The organism is Paraburkholderia caffeinilytica (assembly GCF_046030355.1).
Taxonomy (GTDB): domain Bacteria; phylum Pseudomonadota; class Gammaproteobacteria; order Burkholderiales; family Burkholderiaceae; genus Paraburkholderia; species Paraburkholderia caffeinilytica_B.
Map to the genome: position 1 here is coordinate 1 of NZ_JAQQCQ010000001.1, position 24,125 is coordinate 24,125.

The following is a 24,125-nucleotide window of genomic DNA, read 5'->3' on the forward strand; positions in this document are numbered from 1 at the left end:
CGACGCCGACGCCGACGCCGACGCCGACGCCGACGCCGACGCCGACGCCGACGCCGACTCCTACACCGACGCCAACCCCGACGCCGACGCCGACGCCGACTCCTACACCGACGCCGACACCGACTCCGACTCCGACTCCGACTCCGACTCCGACTCCTACCCCGACGCCGACTCCTACACCGACGCCCACGCCCACGCCAACGCCCACCAGCGCCAATCCAATCGGCGTCGTCGTCCAGAACACCGGCAACGTGGTGACCGCGACCGGCCAGACCGTCTCCGCGATCGGCAGCCAGATTGGCCTCACGCCGATCCCCGGCGCGAACCCGGCCACCACGACCGCACTCGGCAATGTCGTCTCGAGTCTCGGCGCCGGTGTCACTGCAGTCGGCACGGGTGCAGCGAACGGCCTCGGCCAACTCGGCAATTCCACCGATCCGCTCGGCACGACGCTGGCGAGCACCGGTGGTCTGGTTTACAACGCAGGCCAAGCCGTCAACAGCGCCGGTCAGCTCGTGACGAGTCTCGGCAGCGGCCCCACCGCACCGCTCAGCCCGCTGACCACGCCGCTCGGCAGCACGGTCTCGACGCTCGGCACCGCAGTCAGCGGCCTGGGCACACAACTGACCTCGCAACTGACGAACGGCCCGATCCAGCAGATCACGCAAACGGTCAGCACCGCGATCACGCCGATCACCACCACGCTCGCGCAAACGACCCAAACCGTCGGCGATACGACCGGACTCGGCGCACCGCTGAACGGTTTGCTGTCGACCATCGGCCACGGCCTCGACAGCGCAGGCAGCCAGGTCAGCAGTGCAACCGGCAACCCGATCGGCCAGAACCTCGGCAATGTCGTGACCAAGCTCGGCGATACCGTCACCTCCGCCGGCGGCCTGTTGACCGCGGGCGGCGCAAGCAGCGGCAATCCGCTCGGCGGCCTCACCGGCATCCTGAATCCGGGCGGCAGTGGCGGTGCTACGGGCAATCCGCTAGCGCCGTTGACCAGCATTCTCACCGCGTTGCCCGGTACCTTGAGCGGCGGCCTGACCGGCGGCAGCGGTTCGGGTGGCCCGCTTGCGCCCATTACCAGTGTCCTTAGCACCGTGACCGGCAGTCTCGGTGGCCTCGGTGGCCTCGGTGGCCTCGGTGGCAGTTCAGGCAGCAGTCCGCTTGCACCGCTGACCAGCGTCCTCAACACCGTGACGGGCAGCCTGGGTGGCCTCGGCGGCAGTTCAGGCAGCAGCCCGCTTGCCCCACTGACCGGCGTACTGAACTCGGTCACCAGCGCATTGGGCGGTGCGACCGGCGGCAGCAACCCGCTGGCACCGGTGACGTCGGCGGTGTCGTCGCTGACAGGCGCGCTCGGGTCGGCTGCGGGGTCAGGCGGCACGGGCGGCAGCACCAGCAACCCGCTTGCGCCCATCACCGGTCTGCTGGGCACCGTCACCGGCGCGCTGACGGGTACAGCGGGCTCGGCGGGCGGCACCACGGGCGGCGGCTTGCTCGGCGGTCTAGGTGGCCTGACGACGAAGAAGTAACGAATACAAAAAACGACAGCAAATAAAGACGCGGAAAAACAAGCGTCAAAGGGGGGCGGCGAGCCGGGTCAAACCGGTTCGCCGTTTTTTTGTCAGAGTTCGTGATACGTCACATAGTCGCGCGAGAAGTCGTTACGCTGCAGAAAATGGGTGAACGTCATCGTCACCGATGCATCGAGTCCTTCCACGTAATGCCACCAGCCGATCGGCAGAAACAGCAATTCGCCGGGTTCGAGCGTGCATTCGATTAAATGCGCATTGCGCATGGACGGGAATCGCTCGTAGTCGATCGCACTGCCGTCCACCTGCGAATAACAATGCAGCATGTTCGCCATATGCGGCGTATCGGACAGCGGAACCAGCTTGATCTGTTTGCGGCCGATCACCTGCGCCATGAAATTATTGGTCAGATCATGGTGAAACGGCGTCTTCGTTCCAGCGGGCCCCATCCAGAAAAAACCCGTATCGGGCGACTCGGCGTCGAGATATTCGCGAATAGTCGGCACGTCTGACCACAGCGCCGCGAGCGCCGCGCGATTGTGCGAGGTGTTATTGGCGGTCATGTAGAAATCGTTAGTCGAGCCGCTACGCTCGACGAGATCGACATAATCGGCAAAACGCATCATGCGCTTGAGCTTCGGCTGATTGATTTCGTAATTCGCATCCGACTCACGGCCGAACTGCACTTCGACTTCACAATCGCCGCACCGCTCGCGAAAGTAGTCGAAACTCCACTGCGTGCGCGCCGGCCAGAAATCGAAAGCGCCAGTGATGATCACGGGCCGGTTCTGAAAGTAGTACTGCTCAAAGAACGCGTCGCGCGATAAGCGCTCGCGCCGTTCGATCACACCGCTTCCAGCGCGCATCCGATTGAGTGCGCCGTACACCGATAATATCCATTCGCGTTTGCGCAAACGATTGCGCAAGCGCACCGCGCCCTCAAAGTAAGGACTCGCGAGCGCCGTCTCGATTTCGCGCGCGGCTTCGGCCGGGTCGAAACCATGTCCGACCAGCGCACCGTGCACGGCGGGCGGCGGTGCGTCGAGCAGCAGATTCTCGGCAATCCAGCGGCGCCAGCCGTTGTCGATCGAACGGATTTCAGTGGTCACGGCATTCTCCCAAACAATGTTCTCAAACTCGCCAACCTCTCGTGCCAATCCCAAAAGAAAAGGCACGCGAGCCATACGGCGCGCGTGCCTTTTATCTACTTGATCGAAGACAAACCAGGCTGTCTTCGGTCATGCGGCTCTTACATCTTGACTACGTCGAGCAGCGTCTTCTTGCCTGCCTTGTAGTTGTACAGCGAGATCACGCCGTGTTGAAGGTCGCCCTTCGAGTCGAACGTGGTTTCGCCGATCACACCCTTGTAGTCGGTCGCCGGCATTGCTGCCAGGATCTTCGCCGGATCGGTCGAGTTCGCACGCTTCATAGCGTCGACGATGATGTACACAGCGTCATACGTGAACGGAGCGTAGATCTGGATCGGTTGACCGAAACGCTTCTGATACTTGGCGAGGAACGCTGCGCCGCCAGCCATCTTCTCGAGCGCCATACCGGCTTCCGAGCAGACGATGTTGTCGGTTGCGTCGCCAGCCAGATCCGACAGCTTGTCGGTACACACGCCGTCGCCTGCCAGCACCTTCGCGCGCAGGCCGAGCTGCTTGGCTTGCTTGGCGAACGGGCCGCCGGTTGCATCCATACCGCCGTACATGATCGCGTCCGGGTTTTCGCCCTTGATCTTCGTCAGAATCGCGCGGAAGTCGACAGCCTTGTCGTTCGTCGCGTCATGCGACATCACGTTCAGGCCCAGCGACTTGGCGGTCTTTTCGAATTCGTTGGCGAGACCTTGACCGTAAGCGGTCGAGTCGTCGACGATCGCGACGCTCTTCACTTTCAGACCCTTGGCTGCGTAGTTAGCCAGTGCCGGACCTTGCTGTGCGTCGGTCGCCACGACGCGGTACGTCGTCTTGAAACCTTGTTGCGTGTAGGCCGGGTTCGTTGCCGACGGCGAGATCTGCACGATGCCAGCATCGCTATAGATCTTCGAAGCCGGGATCGACGTACCCGAGTTCAAGTGGCCGACCACGGCGACGACCTTATCGTCAACCAGCTTCTGCGCGACTTGCGTAGCCGTACGCGGGTCAGCTGCGTCGTCTTGTGCGTCGAGTTGCAGCGTGACTTTCTGACCGCCGATCGTCAGGCCCTTGGCGTTGATTTCCTCAACTGCCAGGCGCGCGCCGTTTTCGTTGTCTTTACCCAGGTGAGCGATACCGCCGGTCAACGGTGCAACGTGGCCGATCTTGACGACCTCGTCCGCCACCGCGCCCGTTGCCAACGACGCAAACAACATGGCCGCAGCGCTGATCGGCAACAGCTTTTGAATCTTGATGTTCATGTAAGTCTCCAGTTTCGGTCCCAAAAACAACGTAATCGCCCTGTGCCCCCGCTTCCCTACACGTGTCGCTCAGTCCCGTGGACGACCACGCCGGTTGCATCGTTCATGCACTTGGCCAGCACGTTCACCGGACTGTTTGTGGCAGACGGCAAATCGCACTTGCGCGCAAGTGTAGGCCATCAAATTAAATTGTGGGACTTTTTTGAGGAAGTGGGATGAACACTAATAGCGTTTATCCAACAGGAGCCGATTCCAGCGCGAAAGACAGGCTGGAAAGCACCAGCCCATGCGGGTTTCCGCTAGGTGAGCTGTTCGTCTAACGACACGGCCTAAAGCTTTTAGCGTGTTAAACCGTTAATGTTTCGAATAGGCTTTAGGCTTAAAAACAAGGCACGCCGCAGGGTGCTGCGCGACGCGCCTGAGCCGTGCCGAATCAACGTTTGAGCGCGCCGATCCGTGCCGCCGCAGCATGCCATTCCTGCTCGAGTTGCCCAACGAGTTCGGCGGCACCGAGACCTTCCCGGCGCTTGCGGCCAAGCGGCGCACCCTGGCCTGACCACAGAGACAGATAGTCGCTGTTACCCGCGCGGCCTGCGGCTTGACGCAGTTCCTGCGTCAAGCCGTTCTGCACCGGATAAGGCGCGACCTTATGCGGCGACTCGCTCAAACGCTGCATCAACGGATTGCGTATGCCACGCGCATGACGGCCGGTGATCGCGCGCGTCACGGAAGTCGACGTGTCGGACATTGAACGCAACCGCTCTTTCCATGCCGGGGAGATCGCGCTTTCGGCGCACGTGATAAACGCACTCCCCATCATCGCCGCCTGCGCGCCCAGCGCCAATGCTGCGGCGATACCGCGTCCGTCCATAATGCCGCCCGCCGCGAGCACCGGCAGGCCAGTCGCATCGACGAGTTGCGGCACCAGCGCCATGGTGCCGATCAGCGCGTCTTCGAAAGCGCCGATGAACGTGCCGCGATGGCCGCCGGCTTCCGCGCCTTGCGCGACGATCGCGTCAGCGCCCACGTCGCGCCACGCCAGTCCTTCTGCGACATGTGTCGCGGTGCCTATTACATACGAACCCGCAGCGCGCAAACGTTCAACGTCGTCTTTGGAGAGCAGCCCAAACGTGAAGCTGACCACCGGCACACGCAATTCGATCAGTTTTTCCAGTTGCGCGCGGAAGTCGGGCGCATAGCGTTCAAGCGGGTTGCCCGGCGGCAAGCCGAGTTCCGCGCGGATCGGATCGATCGCTTCGAGCGCGCGGCGCACGGTCGCCTCATCGGGGGTAGCAGGCGGCAGTGCAAACAGATTGACGCCAAACGGACGATCAGTCAGCGCGCGGATCGCCGCAACTTCGCTCGCGATCTTCTCCGGCGCCAGCGCCGCGCCGGCCAGAAAACCGAATGCACCCGCGTTCGATGCTGCCGCGACCATCGCCGGCGTGGTCGCGCCGCCGAGCATCGGCGCCTGCACTACCGGCACCCGCATGCCGAAACGTTCGGCAAATGGCGTCACAAAACTGCCTTCACTCATGATCGATTCCTCTGTCTCAGGACCCGCGCGGCACGCGCGAGCCGATACGCTCGACTGTACCGAGCCTCGCGCGCGCGGAAAAATGAATTATCGAGAATGTTTCAATCGTCTTACGAGATTGGCGCCGCGCTGTGGGGGCACGGTGGGCGCACTGAAGGTGCACTGCGGGCGTCGTCAGACCGCGCGCGGCCTCTCACTGCAAGGCGTTTCTTTTGATGGCAAACTGACCGCCCGTCTCAGGCATTCAGGCCTGTGGCATTCATTCAGACCGACCCCGCGCATCGACGCACGAGTAATTGGAGAGCAACATGAGCACGACTTCCCGCTGGATCGACATCCCCGCCGGCAACGACAGTTTCGGCGGCTATCTGGCGCTGCCCAAAGGCGGCAAGGGGCCGGCCGTCATCATCATTCAGGAAATCTTCGGCGTGAACAGCCACATCCGTGCGGTCGCGGATCAGTACGCGCAGGACGGCTACATCGCGCTCGCCCCGGACGTGTTCTGGCGCGTGCAGCCGCGCGTCGAATTGACGTATGACGGCGCGGATCGCGCGAAAGGCATCGAGTTGATGCAAAAGACCAATGTCGATCTGGCGGTGGCCGATATCGGCGCAGCCGCCGCGGCGCTGCGCGCGATGCCGGAAGTGACCGGCAAGATTGCAGCGATCGGCTTCTGCTTTGGCGGTCAACTCGCGTATCTGGCCGCTGCGCAGGGCACGCTCGACGGCGCGGTCGCGTACTACGGCGGCGGCATCCAGAACAAGCTCGATCACGCCGCGAACATCAAAGTGCCGATGCAATTCCACTACGGTGAACTCGACGCGCATATTCCGCTGTCGGCCGTCGGTCAGATTCAGGAGCGCTTTGCCGGCCGTGCCGATGCGGAATTCAACATTTATCCGAACGCCGATCATGGCTTCAACTGCACGGATCGCGCGTCGTATAACCAGCGCGCCGCAGCGCTCGCCCACGGCCGCACGCTGACCTTCCTCGGCGAACGGCTGTAACCTGCCACGGTCACTCGCGGATAGAACACCCGGTTGTCACCCCAAGGAGACAACCGGCAAAATCAACACTCTATAAAGAGGAACCTGGCGTCGTGCAATCAGACTATCTCGCCCATGACGCCATCGGCCTCGCCGACCTGGTTCGACGCCGCGAAGCCAGCGCGCGCGAGTTGCTGGACATCGCGATCTCCCGCACCGAGGCCGTCAATCCCGCGATCAACGCAATTGTCCTGAAGGACTACGACGCCGCGCGTCAGCGGGCCTCGCGTGACGATGCAAACCGGGCGAACGGCGCGAACCATACTGAGGTTGGAAGCCCGCAAGCAGCGCTCGCGGGCGTGCCCTATCTGATCAAAGACCTGGGCGCGGCGGTCGCCGGGTTGCGCATGGCGATGGGCAGCCGCCACTATCGCCACTTCAAGCCGACCGAGGACGCACCGGTCGTCGCACTCGCGAAAGCGGCCGGCCTGAACATCTTCGCCAAGACCAGCACGTCCGAACTCGGTCAGATGCCTTATACGGAGCCCGAACTGTTCGGCGCGTGCCGCAATCCATGGAATCTCGACCACACGCCTGGCGGCTCGAGCGGCGGTGCGGCCGCGGCGGTCGCCGCAGGCATCGTACCGCTCGCGCATGCATCGGACGGCGGCGGCTCGATCCGCATTCCCGCTTCATGTTGTGGACTGTTCGGCCTCAAACCTTCGCGCGGACGCGTGCCGCGCGCGACACCGACTGCCGCGGCCGGTGATCTCGGCATCGATCACGCGGTATCGCGCAGCGTGCGCGACAGTGCGCTGCTGCTCGATCTGCTGGCGGGCAATGCGGACAGACCACTCGGTGCGCCGGGCACTTTCCTCGGCGCCAGCCGCGAGCCCTGCAAGCCGCTGAACATTGCCTACGTCACCGATCCGATGCTGGCGCCCTCGCTCTCCGCCGACGCGCGCGCCGCGCTCGAAGACGCCGCGCAACTCGCCAGTTCGCTTGGCCACAACATCGAACCGGTGTCGCTCGGTATCGATTTCGCGGCAGTCCGCCATGCGTTCCTGATGCTCTGGTCCGTGACAGCGGAAGAGATGGTGCTGCACGCCGATCGCATCACCGGCCGCAAACCGCTGCGGGACGAATTCGAAATCTCGACGTGGGCCATGGCGCACGTCGGCCGAAAACTCGGTGAGCGCAGCCTGCCTGGCGCGCTCGAAGAACAGCGCCGGATCACGGAACGCCTCACCGATTTGCTGAACCGCTACGACGTGCTCCTGTGCGCGACGCTCGCCGGCGCGCCGATCAAGATCGGCGAAATGCATCCCACCGCCGCGGAGCGCATGCAGATGCGCGCCGTCACGGCGATGCCGCTCGAACCGCTGATGAAGAAGCTGCTGACCGAAGCGTCGAACAAGGCATTCGCATGGGCAGGATGCACGGAGTTGTTCAATCTGACCGGCCAACCGGCGATGTCGGTGCCGCTCTACTGGAACGCGCGCGGGCTGCCTATCGGCGTGCAGTTCGCCACACGCGAGGGCGGCGAAGCAACGCTGCTGCGGCTGGCCGCGCAACTCGAAGCGACGCGGCCGTGGTTCAACAAACGGCCACCGTTGATACAGGCGCGCAGCTAGACGAGCAGGCGCCCGGTGTATCGATTCAGGCGCCTGTTCAGACGACAATTCATGCGCCTACCCAGACGTCGTCTACTCAGGCTCGGTCTCCGGCTCCGGCAACGTCAGAAGAATCGATTCAGGCCGCCGCGCGGTTGAACACTCAGGCCGGTTTGCGCCGCGCATCGAGATCCGCATGACGCTTGCCGGGGATGCACGCCACTGCAACGATCGAGAGCGCCAGTCCGCCCATCACATAGTAAGTCGGCGCGAGCGCCGAACCGGTGGTGTCGATGAGCCACGTCACGACGAAAGGCCCGAAGCCGCCGAACAGCATCACCGCGACGTTGTACGCGAGCGATAAGCCGATCGAGCGCACGTTCGCCGGAAACAGTTCGGCGATCAGCGCGCCGAACGGCCCGTAGTATCCAGACAGCGCAATCGACAATAGCGCCTGCACGAGAATCAGTTTCGACACGCTCGGCGCCGCCGCGAGCCAAGCAAACAGCGGATAGATGATCACGAGCGTCAGCACCAGCGACCACAACGAAAGTCCCTTGCGTCCGATCCTGTCCGACCACGCGCCCGCCAACGGCGAAAGCACGGTCAACAGCAGATTGCCGACGATCACCGCGTAAAAGGATTGCGCATAAGGCAGCTTCAATTGCGTGACCGCGAAGGTCGGCAGATAACTGATCAGCACATAGATCGTCACGGTGAGCGCGATCACTGCGCCGAGTCCGCACAGCACGTCGCGGCTATGGCTTCTGAACACTTCGCCGAGCGTGGCGCGCCGCGCCGTTTTTTGCGCCAGCAGAAAGGCTTCCGAATCGGAGAGATGCCTGCGGATATAAAAACCGATCGGCCCGATGATCAAGCCCAGAATGAACGGTATGCGCCAACCCCATGACTTGAGTGCCTCGGGTGAAAGACCGTGCGTGATCAACGCGCCGACCATGGCGCCGAGCAGAAGCGCCGCCGCCTGACTCGCCATCTGCAAGCTGCCGTAGAAGCCGCGCTTCGAAAACGGGGCCGCTTCGATCAGCAATGCAGTAGCACTGCCGAATTCACCGCCGGCGGAAAAACCCTGCAGCAAACGCCCGAGCACGATCATCAAAGGCGCCCCGATACCGATCGCCGAATACGGCGGAGCGATCGCGAGCAGCAGAATGCCGAGCGTCATCAGCGCGATGACGAGCGACAGCGCCGCCTTGCGTCCCGCGCGATCCGCATACAGTCCGAGTACGATGCCGCCGATCGGCCGCATGACGAAGGCGACGCCGAAGGTTGCGGTGGTCAGCAGGATCGACGAGTAGTCGTTGCCTGCCGGAAAGAACAATTGCGCGATCACCACCGTGAGGAGACCGAACACGGTGAAGTCGTACCATTCGAGCGCGTTGCCGATCACAGCCGCCACAACGGCGCGTGTATTGAGGCTCCGGGACGCTGGTGCCATTCGAATCTCCAGCTTGCGAAACATGTCGCGTGGTGCGGCGTCTCAGCGTAGATGTGCTTCAGCGTGCGTTATGCGTTAGTGCGCCTTGGCGTGAACGAGAAAAAACAACGCCCGCCGCAGCAATCGCATTGGAGTGTAAAGAGCGCGCAAGCTGTTATCAAGCAGCAAAAAGGCGTCTGTCGCGCAGGGCGGCAGACGCCTTGATAACCGAACCGCAATCCGGCCGCCGCGATGTTGCGGCGCATTTGCCGCAACACTGAATATGTATGCGGCTCAAGCGTGATCAGGCCTTCTTGTTATATGCGCTGCACCAACCCTTGCTCGCGACCTGCTTGCCCGCGAACATCGGGCAGCCCGCGTAAGGGTCGGTCGGCTTGCCTTGATAGAAGCTGCAGTTGCCGCAGTCCTGGCCTGCTGCGTACTTCGCGAACTTGGCCTTGTCGACTTTGCTCGCGTCGGCCTTGTAGCCGAGCGCTTGTGCGGTCGGGTCGGTCTCGGCGACCTTCGGGGCATCGGCGAAAGCCTGGCGCGACAGGGCAAACGCGGATGCCACACCAATACTGGAGATCAAAAACGTACGACGGGAAGATTTCATGGGGGACTCACTCCATTTATATTGAACTGATCGCCGTTCTGATGACAGCGGTCCCCAAGGATAGCAATGAAGCCGTCGCGCGTGACGGCCCAAATGATAGAGATAACCGAATCGGTACTACCCCGCGCGGGCCTTACGCGCCCCGAATGTCCATTGGCCGCATGACGCGAGCGGTGAGATGAGCGACGACGTGATCAGCGGGATAACTCCGCCAAGGGTCGGACAGTTAAACACGCCCACTCACTTCGCAAACACGCTGAGCGATCGCGAGCGAAGCCGTCAATCCCGGCGACTCGATACCGAACAGATTGACGAGCCCGCGCACGCCATGCGCGGCCGGACCTTGAATGACGAAGTCGGCAGCCGGCTCGCCTGGGCCGGAAAGCTTCGGACGAATCCCCGCATAGGCGGGCTGCAAGGCGTCGTCGGGCAGCGCGGGCCAATATGCGCGAATCGCCGCGTAGAAGGACTCCGCACGACGCGGATCGACATCGTAATTGATCGCATCGACCCATTCGACGTCGGGACCGAAACGCGCCTGGCCACCGAGATCGATCGTCAGATGCACGCCGAGGCCGGCTTCGTTCGGCATCGGATAGATCAGACGGCTGAACGGCGCACGCCCCGAGATGCTGAAGTAGTTGCCGCGCGCGAGATAGAGCGGCGGTACATGCCGCGCGTCGAGGCCGCGAATCGTGCGCGCCAGCGCATTCGCGTACAAACCGGCACTGTTGATCACGCAGGCTGCGCTGATCGTGGTCGGCGCGCTGCCGCCCACCGTGATGATGAAGCGGCCATTGCTCGCTTCGATCGCCTCGACCGGCGCATGAAACGCGCAGACCGCGCCGTCGCGCTCCGCGTCGCCCTGAATCGCCAGCATCAACTGGTGACTATCGACAATGCCCGTCTGCGGCGAGAACACGGCCTCCACACATTCGAGCGCCGGTTCGAGCGCTTGCGCCTGGTCGCCGTTGATCCGCATCAGGTCGAGTACGCCGTTCTCGCGCCCCTTCGCCATGATGCTTTCGAGCTGAGGAATCTGATTGCGCGAGGTGGCGACCAGCAGCTTGCCGCAGCGCGAATGCGGCACGTTGTGCTCGACGCAATAGTCGTAGAGCATCTCGCGGCCGCGCACACAAAGCGCCGCTTTCAGCGAGCCGCGCGGGTAGTAGATCCCCGCGTGAATCACTTCGCTATTGCGCGAGCTGGTGCCCACGCCGATCGCTTCGGCCGCTTCCAGCACGATCACCTCACGCCCGCGCGCCGCCAATGCGCGCGCCACGGCGAGACCGACGACACCCGCGCCGATCACTACACATTCGATTTGATCCATGTCCCTTGACGCGGCTGACTTCGCCGCGCGCTGCCTCGTTCACCCGATATCCATGAAGACAGCGTGCGGCTATCGAGGACCGCACACCGCTTGCTGTCGAACGCATCTGGCCTGACGCAACCGCTCTACAAAATTGTACGACGCTGCACAGACAGAAATGCCCGCAGTCGAGCGACTGCGGGCATTCGGTCTTGAGCAGGACTTAAACGTATGGGCCGGACAAGATCAGTGTACGCCGTCGACGCCTGCCGCGCTCGACTCTTCAAGCAGGCGATGGTGTCGCCGCGCGTCGTGAAATCGTTGCCAGCAGCGGCGGTTAGCTCGCCGCCGGACACTTGCCAGACACCCGTCTGGAGAAGGACATACCGGCTAAAACCCTCTGCAATCTCAAAACTCGCAATAATTGCTGCGACATTCATCCTGTTTTAGGTGTGAAACACCTGTTTGATATCGAAAAAAGCCGTCCAAAGACGGCTTTCAGGCAAAAAAAGGGCAAAAATACCTAAAAACCGATCGGTTTTCGGCGATTTCCGTAATCCAGCCGAATGTCACCAGCCTGGATCCAATCCCGCCCGTCGATGCGCGCCGCGCCGAAGCCGTTCAGAATCGCGCGCCGCATTTCACGCGGTGAAGCGAGCTTCAACGCATCGAGCGCGGCGTCGCCGAGCGTTTCGGGAAAGCGCAATCCCCAGTTATGCGCCGAGCGAATTTCGTCGTAGATCGATTGAGCGATACGGCGTGCGCCGTCGTGATCCGGCGGTGGAATTTCATACACGTTCATCCGGTTCAGAATCGGTTCCGGGATCGAGCGCTCGTCGTTCGCCGTCGCGATCCAGATCACGTGGCCGGCATTGATCGGAATCTCGGCGAATTCGTCGATGAAAGTCTGCGCCGTATCGTGCTCGAGCAGCGCGTAAAGCGCGCCGAGCGGATCGTATTGCGAATCGCCGCTGGCCTTGTCGATTTCGTCGACGGCAATCACGGGGTTCGCGTAACTGCCGTTCACGAGCGCATCGAACACCTTGCCCGGCTTCGCGTTCTTCCACTGCGACGACGCGCCCGACAGAATCCACCCCGCCGTCAGCGAACTCATCGCCACATATTGATAGGCGGTGCCGAGCAGGCGCGCCAACTGCTTGGCAAAGTGCGTCTTGCCGATGCCCGGATCGCCGAGCAGCAGGATCGGCATCAGCTCGAGCCGGTCTTCGGTCTCGAGACACAAGGCAACCTGTTTGCGGATGTCGTCGAGTGGCGCTGAAAAGTTGGGCAGCGCGTCGATCAGATCGTCGATCGACGGCATCCGGTTCGGCTTGACGCAGAAGCGCAGATTGCCGGTTTTCAGCATCTTTTCGTAAGTGGCGCGCAGCGCCTCGTTCGCGCCTTCGCTCAGCTCGTTCAGCGCGGTCTCGACCTGATCGAGGTCGTATACCCGACTGAAAGATGCCACGGCGATTTCCTGTTTGACCATTGCTGTTGTCATCGCTCACCCCGTCTGGCTGGTCTTGCTGCTGCGGCGCCTGATGGGCACCGTTCAAGTCCAGTGTAGCGAGGACATATTCGCGTGCAAGCCAGCAGTCATGCGGGTCTGCTGCTAACAACGGCCCGTTTTCCGCGAAGCCCGGAACGAAGCCCCGTGGGATTCACGTCCTCATCGGAAATGATGTATTGCTGAACCCGGCCCCGTTCGGCGTGTCAGAAAAGCGTTCAGCCCATCAGGCGTAAGATGGCCTTCTGACTACTCTGCCGGACGCAGTGACCGGAGCATCCTTCTATGTGGAAAACCAGTATCGTGGCCGTGCTGTTCGGCACTTCGCTGCTCGCGAACGCGCAACAAGGGGCGGCGCAGCAGGTCGTGCAATGGCAGTTGCAGGTCATGCGCGACGGCCAGCAGATCGATTCATTCGACGGCACCACCACCGTCGGCCAGGCGCGCACGGACACGCATCACAAGATGGTCCAGCATAACGTCGGCTGCAAGGACCAGCCGGGCGGCAGCATCGATCTGGCGCGTACGCTGACGATCTCGCCGCTCCAGGCGGATGCGAGTGCGGTCACGCTGTCGATCGACGCCCAGGAAACGTTCGAGGAAGACGGCGCGCAACAAACCGACACCGGCTGCAAGTTGCCGCCGCAACCGCGTCAGGTGAACGCGAGTCATCCGGGCCTGAAACTGCCGCCAGATCAATGGGTCAGCTGGACGATCGTCGACAAGGATCCGAACCTGGTCTATCGCGTGCGTGCGAGTCTTGCGAACAGCGCAAACTAGTGCGAATCAGTGCACTGCGAACGGCACGAACTGAAACGAACAACCGAAGCCTCAACAGAACACGTGGACAACGCGGCATGCGAAACCCAGAAGAATTGATCCGCGAAAGCGTAGCGCCGAAGGATTTCATTGCGGTGAGCTGGAATCTGCACAAGGGCCGCACACCGCTCGGCTTTCAGGCCTGGCAGGCGATGCAGCGCTGGGTTCAATCGACTCACGCGGACGCGTATTTTTTACAGGAAGCGATGGCGCGGCGCATGCCCTCGCCGATTCTGGCCAGTAGTTTCGGCTCGCCGCTCGCCGATCCGTTGAGTGATGTCTGGCACTGCCAGGCCACCGAGATCGCACGCGCAGCCGAACTCGAAATCGCGCTTGGGCCGAATGTGTTCAAACCATCGTGGCGGCATGGCAATGCGATTCTGTCACCGCATCCGCTCGATCTCGGCGGGCGCTGGGATATCTCCGCGCATCGCTTCGAAAAGCGCGGGCTGTTGGTGGCCCGAGCAACCTTCGGTGGTCATTCGGTCACGCTGCTGTGCGCGCATCTCGCGCTCACGCGCTCGGCGCGCTTGCGGCAGATGAACTGGATCGCACACTGGATCGCGAAGGAAGCGCCGGAAGGTCCGCTGGTGCTGGCCGGCGACTTCAACGACTGGCGCAACGACTCGGTGCCGCTGTTCGCCGAACACGGCCTGCAGGAAGTGGCCACGCTGCTCGGCGAATCGGGCCGCACGTTTCCGGCCTTCTCGCCGGCGCTCGCGCTCGACAAGATGTTCGTGCGCGGCATGCAGCCGGTCGAATGGATCCAGCCAACGCAGGAAACGGCGTGGCTGTCGGATCATTTGCCGTATATGGCGCGGTTGCGAGTCGAGTGAGCCAGATTGAGGGGGCGGCATGGCCGCCCTTTTTCTTTTGCCTGTCTCAAACGTACAAGCACGAGCGCGCGGCTAACAACCGCGCTTAGCTTCTGCTCGGCGTCCAGATCAAGCCCGCGGCGATCCTCTCGCCCGGCTGCAACACGCAGCCGCCCACGTACTCCTGCATGCCGACGGCATTGAAGCAATCGGTGGTGTTGGTCACCGGTTCCACGCACAGTTGCGCATCGTTGGCGGGCGCGAATACCACCAAATGATCGAAGGGCGCGTCAGCGGTCATCGTCAGTTGACGGTGTTCGTCGGGCCACACAATTGTCGCCTCGCGCGACCAGTTGGCGAAGTTGTTGTCGAGCTCAAACGCGTCCGGCGACATGCCGTGACGCAACGCCTCAACCGCGGGATGCGGACCGAGATGCGTGGGCAGCACGTCGGCGTCGGCATGCCACATGGCCTGCACGTCGGCGTAGACGCGGGTCTGCGTGGTGCGCGGATAGTACGGGTGATGGCCCATGCCGAAAGGCATCGGCCTGTCGCCAAGATTTTGCGCGGACAGCGTGATGCGTAACGCGCCGCCAATCAGCTCGATACGCTGCTGCGCGCGATAGCGGAACGGCCAGTCGCCGGGCCGCTGCGAATCCGGTTCGTGGTCGAAGTGCAATTCCACCGAGCTCCCCGTGCGCGCCCCCACCTGCCACGGATGCCGCCACGCATTGCCGTGTAACGCATGCGTAAAACGCGTGTCATCGCCGTTCAGATCGACTGTGCCGCCGTCGAACTGGAACCGCGCGTCGCGAATCCGGTTGCAATAGGGAAAGAGCGGGAAACTCGCCATGCGCAGCGGATCGCGTTCATCGAACGCCGCTTGCGTGGCCGGCCGCAACCAATGGAGCGGCCCCTCGGGTGTCGACTCGTAGTAAGCCGCCAGCGCGCCGCCGATTTCCGGCGCGATCACCACACGCATCGCACCTGCCGTTAACGTGACAAGCGACGGCGCGATCGCGGGGTCGTCGAGCCACGTGAGGCCGGTGAGCGCCGTGAGTTCAGCAACGAAGGACCGGGTCGGATTCGGGGAAACGTCGCGCATGGTCAGAAAAGGCCGGGCCTCAGGCGGATGGCGGCATGAACGCCCATCGATGTCTCCTATGACGTGCCGCGCACAGCGCGCGGCCGGCGGAGCCGTCAGGGCTCCGCGCGACCGAGAATCGCACGCCAAAGCGCATCGGTCAATATTATTAGTAATAAATTTGTCGAAACACGCCGAATCATGCCTTACCAAAACTCCCAAATGGCGGGTTAGCGTGCGTTGCCGTGCGCATATTATTAGTGGTACCGTCAGCATCACGAATGCCATCGGCATGCTCCTGTTTTCGCGCCGCTGCAGCGCGGCCCGCACAATGAAAAAATCGACTCAACGCCGCCCGACCATGACCGACATCGCCAAGCTCACCGGCGTGTCGCAATCCACTGTCTCGCTCGTGCTGAACAACGCGACCGGCGCAAAGTTCTCCGAGACCACCCGCAACAAGGTGCTGAAGGCCGCACACGACCTCGGCTACCGGCTCTCGCTGCGCGAACCGGTATCGGTTTCGGACGATGAACGCAACCTGATCGTCTATCTGGCCGACGAGATTTCCACCAGTCCACATCCGGTCGTCAACGTCGACGGCGCGCGCGATGCGGCCTATGCGAGCGGCAAGATGCTCGCCGTCTATTCGACGCACGGCAACGCCGACATCGAAAAGCAGGTGCTGGACGCGACGCTGTCGAACCCGCATGTATTCGGCGTGATCTACGCGACCGTCTACACCCGCAAAGTCATCTTGCCGGCGGCACTCTCGCAGGTGCCCACCGTCCTGCTGAACTGCTACACGAGCGAAGGCGGATTTTCGTCGGTGGTGCCCGCCGAGGTCGCCGGCGGCCATCTGGCGACCGACTATCTGCTGCAGTCAGGGCATCGGCGGATCGGCTATATCAACGGCGAGCCGTGGCAGGACGCATCGAAAGACCGCCTCAAAGGCTATCGCACCGCCCTCGCCACCGCCGACCTGCCGTATGCGCCGGAACTGGTGCGCGACGGCGACTGGAGCTCGGGGCTCGGCTTCGAAATGACGCTCTCCCTGATGCGTGAAGCGAATCCGCCGACCGCCATTTTTTGCGCCAACGATCTGACCGCGCTGGGCGCAATCGAAGCCCTGAAGCAACTCGGCCTGCGCGTGCCGGAAGACGTTTCCGTGCTCGGCTACGACGACCAGGAAATTGCCCGCCACACGCATCCGCCGCTATCGACCGTGGTGCTGCCGAACTACGAACTGGGACGCTGGGCCGTCGAAACCTTGCTTCAGGAAGAACACAACCGCGCAGCCGGCGCGCCCGTGCGACATCGTCTCGTCAAACTCGACGGTCCGCTCGTCGAACGCAACTCGGTCAGGGTAATTACCGAGGCAGAAAAGCCAATAATTAATATTATTAGTGATTGACCGATAATAATTCCCAGTGGAATAATCGGCACGTCCGGTCAGGGTGAAACAGCTCGGCCGACAGGAGAAACACTAAAAAGCAAATACACCTCACCAGGTACTGGAGGAAGACAATGGCGTCGCTCAACACGCAGTCGCGCAAGCTCGCGCGCAAGCAGCAGATTCGTCCGCTGGCAGGTTCGCTGCTGGCTCTGGCCATCGGCTTCGGCGTCGCCACGGCGCACGCCGACGACGCGCTGCCGAAGCTGCCCACCAAAACTCCGCTGAAGGTCGGCTTCGCCCAGACCGAAAGCAACAATCCGTGGCGTCTCGCGGAGACCAAGAGCTTCAAGGACATCGCCGCGAAGTGCGGCTGGCAGTTGGTCATGACCGACGCCAACAGCTCGAACTCCAAGCAGGTATCGGACATCCAGAACATGATCGCGCAGCACGTCGATCTGCTGGTGTTCCCGCCGCGCGAAGAAAAGCCGCTTGCGCCGGTCGTGCTGCAAGCCAAAAAGGCCGGCATTCCCGTGATCCTGGTCGACCGTGACGTCGATCAGTCGGTGGCCAAGGCGGGCCGCGACTACATCACGTTCATCGGCTCGGACTTCATCGATCAGGGTCATCGCGCGGCTGACTGGCTCGTCAAGGCGACGGGCGGCAAGGCGAAGATCATCGAACTCGAAGGCACCACGGGCGCGTCCGCTGCGAACGACCGCAAGAAGGGCTTCGACGAAATCATCGCGAAGAACCCGGGCATGACGATCATCGCCTCGCAAAGCGGCGACTTCGCGCGCGACAAGGGCCGTCAGGTGATGGAAACGCTGTTGCAGGCGCATCCGGAAGTGACCGCCGTCTACGCGCATAACGACGAAATGGCGCTCGGCGCGATCGCTGCCATCAAGGCGGCCGGCAAGCAGCCGGGCAAGGACATCCAGATCGTCACGATCGACGGCACCAAGGGTGGCATGGACGCGATCGCCGCCGGCGAACTCGGCGCGAGCGTGCAGTCGAGCCCGTTCTTCGGCCCGCTCGCCTGCGACGTCGCCCAACGTTACGCGAAGGGCGAAAAGATCCCGACGTGGGTCAAGGTCTCGGACCGCTTCTACGACAAGAGCAACGTGCAGCAGAACATGCAGTACGGCTATTGATAGCGAACCGCCGCCGTACGCGCAGTTTGGGCGCTTGACGGCGGTACCGCAGCGGAGTGTCCACGCTCTCCGCTGCGTCTCGAAGGAAGTCTCCCGCCTCGAAGGCAATCCCTTCGAGGAATAGGGGAAGACCGACGGAAGTCCCCATACGCGGACGCCCGAAAGTCTCCCCCCGGACGCCCCGCAGGACGTCCCCGCCCCGAATCAGTCTCCTCGGGGGGCGGGTGACGGGAAGGGTTCGGAGCGACGCGTTCGTGGCAGCACGAGCCGTCGCTTCGCTTTTATGCGGCGTAACATGGTTCTGCCACATCGCCTGCATAGCGCCCGAACTTACGGCCACCACGGCTCGCCCTGCGCAATACATGCGGTTCATGGAGCGCATGAGGCAGCGAATAAGGCAGCACGTGAAGCAGCACTTGCATCAGGAGGACACCCCGTGACGGAATCCGGCACGCAGACGCCACACTCTCCCCTTACCCGTTCGCCGCTGCTGGACATGCAGGACATCGGCATCAGCTTCGGCGGCGTGCCCGCGTTGCGCAGCGCCAATCTGAGCGTGGCAGCCGGCGAAGTGCACGCGCTGATCGGCCAGAACGGCGCCGGCAAATCGACCATGATCAAGATCCTGACGGGCGCGTATCGGCGCGGCTCGGGCAGCGTGCGCTTCGAAGGCCGCGAAGTCGATTTCCGCACGCCCAAACAGGCGCGCGAAGCCGGCATCAGCACGATCTATCAGGAGATCAACCTGGTGCCGTTCCGCTCGGTGGCGGAAAACATTTTCCTCGGCCGCGAGCCACGCCGCTTCGGCCTGATCGACTGGCGCGCCGTGCAGCAACGCGCCGCCGCCTTGCTCGAATCGTTCGGCTTGCAGATCGATGTGAAGAAACCGGTCGGCCGCTATTCGACCGCGATCCAGCAGATGGTGGCGCTGGCGCGCGCCGTCTCGTCGGACGCGAAGATGGTCATCATGGACGAGTCGACCTCGTCGCTCGACGAACGCGAAGTGGAACTGCTCTTCACCGTCGTGCGCAAACTGCGCGACGACGGTCGCGCAGTGATTTTCGTCTCGCACCGGCTCGACGAACTGTATGCGCTATGCGACCGCGTTACGGTGATGCGCGACGGCCAGACGGTCGCGCAAAGCACGATGGCGGAGATGGACAAGCTGCAACTCGTCACGACGATGCTCGGCCGCACGCTGGCCGCCGTCGTGCACGAAGACGCCGCTGCACGCGAAGCGAACCTCGCGCGGCGCGGCAAGCAGGCAATCGCCGCGACGCACCTGAGCGCCCATCCGAAAGTGAGCGACGTCTCGCTGCAAGTGCATGCGGGCGAAGCGGTGGGTCTCGCCGGACTGCTCGGCTCGGGCCGGACCGAAACCATGCGCCTGATGTTCGGCGCCGATGCGCTCGAGCAAGGCTCATTGTCGATTGGCGGAGAGACGGTGGCGTTGAAGTCGCCGCAGGACGCGATCGCGCGCGGCCTCGCTTACCTCACCGAAGACCGCAAGGCCGAAGGCATCGTCCCCGAACTCTCGGTGCGCGACAACCTCACGCTCGTCTGCTTGCGCACGCTGGCGAAAAACGGCGTGGTCGACGTGAAGAAACAGCAGGCGATTGTCGACCGTTTCATTGCGTCGCTCGGCATCAAGCTGCGCTCGGCCGATCAGCCGATTCGCGAGTTGTCCGGCGGCAATCAGCAGAAGGTCCTGCTCGCGCGCTGGCTCGCCGCGGAGCCGTCGCTACTGCTGCTCGACGAACCGACCCGCGGCATCGACGTCGGCGCTAAAGCCGACGTGGCGAAGATCGTGCGCGAACTGCGCGATGCAGGCCTCGCTGTGCTGTTGTCCGCCTCTGAACTCGAAGAACTGACGGCGGTGGCCGATCGCGCGGTAGTGATCCGCGACGGCCGCACCGTCGCCGAACTGAATGGCGCCGACATGAGCGAAACCGCGATCATGGACGCCATCGCCTACGGTAGCGAAGGCCAATCGCAACTGGTCGAAGCCGCGCAATCCGCACATATCGAAGACGCGTTGGAGGGCGACCGTCATGGCGCTTAAGTTGCACACTGAGTCGTTGCACACCCAAGCCACGCCGCCTATGCCGGACGCCGCCACATCACGCGCCACGGCCGCATCGACGGTGAAAAAATGGCGGCACCTGGCCATGCAACGCGAAGTGATCGTGTTGCTTGCGATGGTGCTGTTCAACCTGATCTTCACCCCGCACTTCTGGTCGCTGCAAACCTTCAACGTCAACATGACGCAGGTGGTGACGATCGTGATCGTCGGCATCGGCATGACGCTGGTGGTGGCGACGGGCGGCATCGATCTGTCGGTGGGTGCGTCGATGGCAATCTCGGGCGCGCTCGCGCCGATGCTGTTCCTGAACATTCCGGGGCCGGGCGGCATTGCACTGGCGTTCGTGCTGCCGGTGCTGGCCGCCGCCGCGTGCGGCGTCTTCAACGGCTTGCTGGTGACGAAGCTATCCGTCCAGCCGATTGTCGCGACGCTGGTGCTGTTCATCGCCGGGCGCGGCATCGCCCAGGTCGTCACCGACGGCAGCCTGCAGGCGTTCAACACGCCCGCCTTCCAGTGGATCGCCTTGGGCAAGGTTGCCGGCGTGCCGTTTCAGGTGCTGCTGATGCTCGCGCTGGTCGCGCTGTTCGCGTGGATCGTGCGCAAGACGCTGTTTGGCCAGTATCTGCTGATCACCGGCGGCAACGAAAAGGCCGCCTATCTGTGCGGTGTGCCGACGGCCACCGTCAAGCTGATCGCTTACACGTTGTGCGCCGCGCTCGCGGGACTGGCGGGGCTGATCTCGATCTCGGTGAATTCGTCGTCGGATGCGAACGTGGTGGGGCTCGGCGTCGAGCTGGATGCGATCGCCGCGGTGGCGGTCGGCGGCACGGCGCTGACGGGCGGCAAGGCGTATATCGGCGGCACGCTGATCGGCGCGCTGATCATCCAGTTGCTGCGCTATACGCTGCTCGCGCACGGCATTCCCGACGCGGCGGCACTCGTGGTAAAGGCCGGCATCATCGTCGCGGCGGTGTATGTGCAACGGCGCTCGCGCTAACGCCTCCAGGACACTTCGGACTCGATGCGATGAAAAAGAACCTCCCTATCCTGCTCGCTCTCGTCGCGCTCCTCGTGCTCGGCCTCGTGCGCTACGACCATTTCGGCTCGGCCTACAACATCACCTCATTCTGGCGCTACAACTCGATGTTCGCGCTGATCTCGATCGGCATGGCCTTCGTGATCATCACGGGCGGGATCGACCTGTCGGTCGGCACGGTGGCCGCTTTGGCGAGCGTAGTCGCCGCGTTGACCAGCGTGTACGGCGGCTGGGTTGCCGTCGTGGCCGGCTGTGCGGCAGGTATGGCCGTCGGCGTGCTCAACGGCCTGATCATCACGCGGCTGAAAATCCTGCCCTTCATCGTGACGCTCGCGACCAGCCTCGGCGCGCACGGCGTGGCGCTGCTGCTCGGCAAGAACGACGCGGTGTCGATTGCCGCCGACTCGAACTTCGGCAACTTCGGTCAAGGCGATCTGTTCGGCCTGCCGATTCCCGGCATCGTCGCGGCGGTTGCCGCCATCGCCGGCTGGCTCGCGCTGCGCAGCACGCGTTTCGGGCGGCATTCGCTGGCCATCGGCGGCAGTGAAGAAGCGGCACGGTTGATGGGCCTGAACGTCGACCGGACGCTGGTGATTGCTTATGCGGTAAGCGGCCTGCTCGCGGGCATGGCAGGGGTGATCCTGGCCGCGCAGTTCGGCGCGGGTCAGCCGAACGAGGGCGTCGGCTGGGAGCTGTTCGCGATCTCGGCGGTGGTGCTCGGCGGCACCCTGCTCACCGGCGGCGAAGGCTCGATCGCGATGACGATTGCCGGCGTGCTGCTGCTTGGGCTGGTGTTCAACCTGCTGAACTTCGAAAACGGCCTGGGGTTCATCAGCCTCTCGGCCTACTGGCAATCGGTGATTCGCGGCGTGTTCCTGCTGCTGGTGATCGTGTTGCAGGCGAGAGTGCTGAAGCAGCGCGGCAAGAAACGTGTTGCTGCTGCAGCGTAATTCGCAATAGGGCGCCGAGCCGGCGAGCCGATTGCGGTTCGGCATAGCGGAGATCCAACAATCGTCGCGTCTCGCTGATTGCGTCGGTGTCCTCAAAACACAACACGCGACACGCTTATCGCCGCACCGAATTGCGGCAGGCTGCGTGATGGCAGCCTCGCCTGGGCGTCACCATACGCGATCACAAATTTATGCGCCAACCTCCCTACACAGAAAGGGATTCCGGCGAATAAACCGTTCATCAATTCCCGTTTGTGTACCAACCGGCCGTGACAAACAAGCATGGCCCAAAGAAGGCGCACATCCCGCCCCTCCATCGCGCTTTCCTGAGTTTTCTCACCGCTCACCCGCGCTTTTGCCAGTTTTATCAGCAGGGTCAATGCTGCGGCGCACGGCGGGTTTCGGTATCATCCTGAAAATGTTGCCCGCGCGGCGCGCCTATCCGGCGCATGCCGGACAGCCGATGGCAGCCGCCCCGCGCGGTTTTCGCCCATCGCCGTACCCTTGCTGAAGCGTGGCCGCACCTACGCCAACGTACTTCGCGGCGCCGATCGTATCCACAGCCGGCGCCGACGCTTCCTGGTCCGGTAACCCGCTTCACCACGCTCAACCGCCGCGCCACAGCCCTCGGGCAGCGGGCGCGGTAAAATAGCGGATTGCGCGTGATTCCCGTTCTCGGGTTAGCGCAGCATCGCCCTTGCCGTGCCGGCCGGCTAAAACGACTGGCCGCCTTTGTTTTCGCACTATCCAAGAAGCCATGAGCAACCTGAATTCACAAACCGTCCTGAGCGTCCATCACTGGACCGATACGCTTTTCAGCTTCACCTGCACGCGCGATCCGTCGTTCCGTTTCGAAAACGGCCAGTTCACGATGGTGGGCCTCGAAGTCGACGGCAAGCCGCTGATCCGCGCCTATAGCCTTGCGAGTGCGAACTACGAAGAGCACCTCGAATTCCTGAGCATCAAGGTGCAGGACGGCCCGCTCACGTCGCGTTTGCAGCATTTGAAGGTCGGCGACGAAGTCCTGATCGGCAAGAAGCCGGTCGGCACGCTGATGGCCGACAACCTGCTGCCGGGCAAGACGCTGTGGCTGCTGTCCACCGGCACGGGCCTCGCGCCGTTCATGTCGATCATTAAAGATCCGGACATTTACGACCGCTACGAGCGCGTGGTTCTGACGCACACCTGCCGTTTCGTCGACGAGCTGGCGTACAAGGAATACATCACGGATCACCTGCCGGCGCACGAGCATCTCGGCGAACTGGTGCAGGAAAAACTGCTGTACTACCCGACCGTGACGCGCGAAGCGTTCCAGAACCGTGGCCGCATCACCGAACTGATCGAAACCGAAAAGCTGTTCGCCGACCTCGGCGTGCCGGGCTTCTCGCTCGAAGACGACCGCGTGATGCTGTGCGGCAGCCCGCACATGCTGCGCGACACGCGCAAGCTGCTTGACGACCTCGGCTTCGAGGAAGGCAGCAATAACGCGCCGGGCCACTACGTGGTCGAAAAGGCGTTCGTCGGCTGAACGAACGCTCAGATTGAGCGGCTCGCGCCGCGTACCCAGCAAAAAGGAGCCTTCGGGCTCCTTTTTTTGTTGTGCAGTTACAAATCGGCGCCATCGCCCTGACATTTGGTGTCAGCATTCTTCCTACATCGCTGGCGTTGCAAAACGTCAACCATTGCATGAAATATAGGCGCTAACCCTTGGTGCGCCTGCATTTTTTCTTTTTATGAGATATCATCGCGACGCACGATCGGTGGGTTTACATGCCTGCCGTGGTACGACCAGCATGTTACTGAATGTAAATTTCGTTACGCCAAGCCGTAGTAACTTGTCCGTCGCGCA

20 protein-coding genes are annotated in these 24,125 nt (G+C 62.8%); 11 read left to right on the top strand and 9 right to left on the bottom strand.

Going from position 1 to position 24,125, the window contains the following annotated elements:
• On the top strand, positions 1-1,541 hold a 1,541-nt coding region (locus PQQ95_RS00005), incomplete at its 5' end, for a collagen-like triple helix repeat-containing protein (protein ID WP_408433408.1).
• Positions 1,542-1,633: 92 nt separating this feature from the next.
• Here PQQ95_RS00005 and PQQ95_RS00010 read toward each other — a convergent pair.
• The 3 genes from PQQ95_RS00010 to PQQ95_RS00020 all read right to left on the bottom strand — a co-directional run bounded on the left by PQQ95_RS00010 (position 1,634) and on the right by PQQ95_RS00020 (position 5,473).
• Positions 1,634-2,650 carry a cupin-like domain-containing protein gene (locus tag PQQ95_RS00010; RefSeq protein WP_408433411.1) on the bottom strand — a complete coding sequence of 339 codons (1,017 nt, stop codon included), beginning with the start codon at positions 2,648-2,650 and terminating at the stop codon, positions 1,634-1,636.
• Positions 2,651-2,790: 140 nt separating this feature from the next.
• Complete coding sequence (locus PQQ95_RS00015) at positions 2,791-3,936, bottom strand: branched-chain amino acid ABC transporter substrate-binding protein (protein WP_093644851.1); 1,146 nt, start codon at positions 3,934-3,936, stop codon at positions 2,791-2,793.
• Positions 3,937-4,369: 433 nt separating this feature from the next.
• Positions 4,370-5,473 carry an NAD(P)H-dependent flavin oxidoreductase gene (locus PQQ95_RS00020; protein ID WP_408433414.1) on the bottom strand — a complete coding sequence of 368 codons (1,104 nt, stop codon included), beginning with the start codon at positions 5,471-5,473 and terminating at the stop codon, positions 4,370-4,372.
• Between the two features lie 308 nt (positions 5,474-5,781).
• On the opposite strand from PQQ95_RS00020, the gene PQQ95_RS00025 reads away from it, so the two are divergent.
• A complete protein-coding gene (locus PQQ95_RS00025; protein WP_408433417.1) occupies positions 5,782-6,480 on the top strand; it encodes a dienelactone hydrolase family protein in 699 nt (232 codons plus the stop codon).
• Positions 6,481-6,572: 92 nt separating this feature from the next.
• A complete protein-coding gene (locus PQQ95_RS00030) occupies positions 6,573-8,093 on the top strand; it encodes an amidase (protein ID WP_408433419.1) in 1,521 nt (506 codons plus the stop codon).
• Positions 8,094-8,235: 142 nt separating this feature from the next.
• Here the strand turns inward: PQQ95_RS00030 and PQQ95_RS00035 are convergent, their stop codons facing one another.
• The 4 genes from PQQ95_RS00035 to PQQ95_RS00050 form a co-directional block, all read right to left on the bottom strand.
• The gene (locus PQQ95_RS00035) at positions 8,236-9,528 is read right to left on the bottom strand and encodes an MFS transporter (protein ID WP_408433422.1); all 1,293 of its coding nucleotides are present in this window, start codon (positions 9,526-9,528) and stop codon (positions 8,236-8,238) included.
• A gap of 283 nt (positions 9,529-9,811) precedes the next feature.
• Positions 9,812-10,123, bottom strand: a complete 312-nt coding sequence (locus tag PQQ95_RS00040) for a high-potential iron-sulfur protein (protein ID WP_408433424.1) — start codon at positions 10,121-10,123, stop codon at positions 9,812-9,814.
• Between the two features lie 226 nt (positions 10,124-10,349).
• The gene (locus PQQ95_RS00045; RefSeq protein ID WP_408433427.1) at positions 10,350-11,456 is read right to left on the bottom strand and encodes an NAD(P)/FAD-dependent oxidoreductase; all 1,107 of its coding nucleotides are present in this window, start codon (positions 11,454-11,456) and stop codon (positions 10,350-10,352) included.
• A 502-nt stretch (positions 11,457-11,958) separates the two neighbouring features.
• Complete coding sequence (locus PQQ95_RS00050) at positions 11,959-12,936, bottom strand: AAA family ATPase (RefSeq protein WP_408433430.1); 978 nt, start codon at positions 12,934-12,936, stop codon at positions 11,959-11,961.
• A gap of 291 nt (positions 12,937-13,227) precedes the next feature.
• Between PQQ95_RS00050 and PQQ95_RS00055 the strand changes: the two genes are divergently transcribed.
• Complete coding sequence (locus PQQ95_RS00055) at positions 13,228-13,722, top strand: hypothetical protein (protein WP_408433433.1); 495 nt, start codon at positions 13,228-13,230, stop codon at positions 13,720-13,722.
• A gap of 77 nt (positions 13,723-13,799) precedes the next feature.
• Positions 13,800-14,597 (top strand): endonuclease/exonuclease/phosphatase family protein, encoded by a 798-nt coding sequence (locus PQQ95_RS00060; protein ID WP_408433435.1) that lies wholly within the window; start codon positions 13,800-13,802, stop codon positions 14,595-14,597.
• 85 nt (positions 14,598-14,682) lie between these two features.
• Here the strand turns inward: PQQ95_RS00060 and PQQ95_RS00065 are convergent, their stop codons facing one another.
• Positions 14,683-15,681, bottom strand: coding sequence for an aldose 1-epimerase (locus PQQ95_RS00065; RefSeq protein WP_408433438.1), 999 nt, complete (start codon positions 15,679-15,681; stop codon positions 14,683-14,685).
• A gap of 340 nt (positions 15,682-16,021) precedes the next feature.
• On the opposite strand from PQQ95_RS00065, the gene PQQ95_RS00070 reads away from it, so the two are divergent.
• The 5 genes from PQQ95_RS00070 (at position 16,022) to PQQ95_RS00090 (ending at position 22,276) form a co-directional block, all read left to right on the top strand.
• Positions 16,022-17,074, top strand: a complete 1,053-nt coding sequence (locus PQQ95_RS00070; RefSeq protein WP_408434512.1) for a LacI family DNA-binding transcriptional regulator — start codon at positions 16,022-16,024, stop codon at positions 17,072-17,074.
• 113 nt (positions 17,075-17,187) lie between these two features.
• A complete protein-coding gene (locus tag PQQ95_RS00075) occupies positions 17,188-18,207 on the top strand; it encodes an ABC transporter substrate-binding protein (RefSeq protein WP_408433441.1) in 1,020 nt (339 codons plus the stop codon).
• Positions 18,208-18,703: 496 nt separating this feature from the next.
• The gene (locus PQQ95_RS00080; protein ID WP_408434514.1) at positions 18,704-20,269 is read left to right on the top strand and encodes a sugar ABC transporter ATP-binding protein; all 1,566 of its coding nucleotides are present in this window, start codon (positions 18,704-18,706) and stop codon (positions 20,267-20,269) included.
• Between the two features lie 40 nt (positions 20,270-20,309).
• Positions 20,310-21,287, top strand: coding sequence for an ABC transporter permease (locus PQQ95_RS00085; RefSeq protein ID WP_408434517.1), 978 nt, complete (start codon positions 20,310-20,312; stop codon positions 21,285-21,287).
• A 29-nt stretch (positions 21,288-21,316) separates the two neighbouring features.
• Positions 21,317-22,276 carry an ABC transporter permease gene (locus PQQ95_RS00090; RefSeq protein ID WP_408433444.1) on the top strand — a complete coding sequence of 320 codons (960 nt, stop codon included), beginning with the start codon at positions 21,317-21,319 and terminating at the stop codon, positions 22,274-22,276.
• A gap of 92 nt (positions 22,277-22,368) precedes the next feature.
• Here the strand turns inward: PQQ95_RS00090 and PQQ95_RS00095 are convergent, their stop codons facing one another.
• A complete protein-coding gene (locus PQQ95_RS00095) occupies positions 22,369-22,656 on the bottom strand; it encodes a hypothetical protein (RefSeq protein ID WP_408433447.1) in 288 nt (95 codons plus the stop codon).
• A 377-nt stretch (positions 22,657-23,033) separates the two neighbouring features.
• Between PQQ95_RS00095 and PQQ95_RS00100 the strand changes: the two genes are divergently transcribed.
• Positions 23,034-23,804, top strand: coding sequence for a ferredoxin--NADP reductase (locus tag PQQ95_RS00100; RefSeq protein ID WP_149668681.1), 771 nt, complete (start codon positions 23,034-23,036; stop codon positions 23,802-23,804).
• The last annotated feature ends 321 nt before the right edge of the window (positions 23,805-24,125 follow it).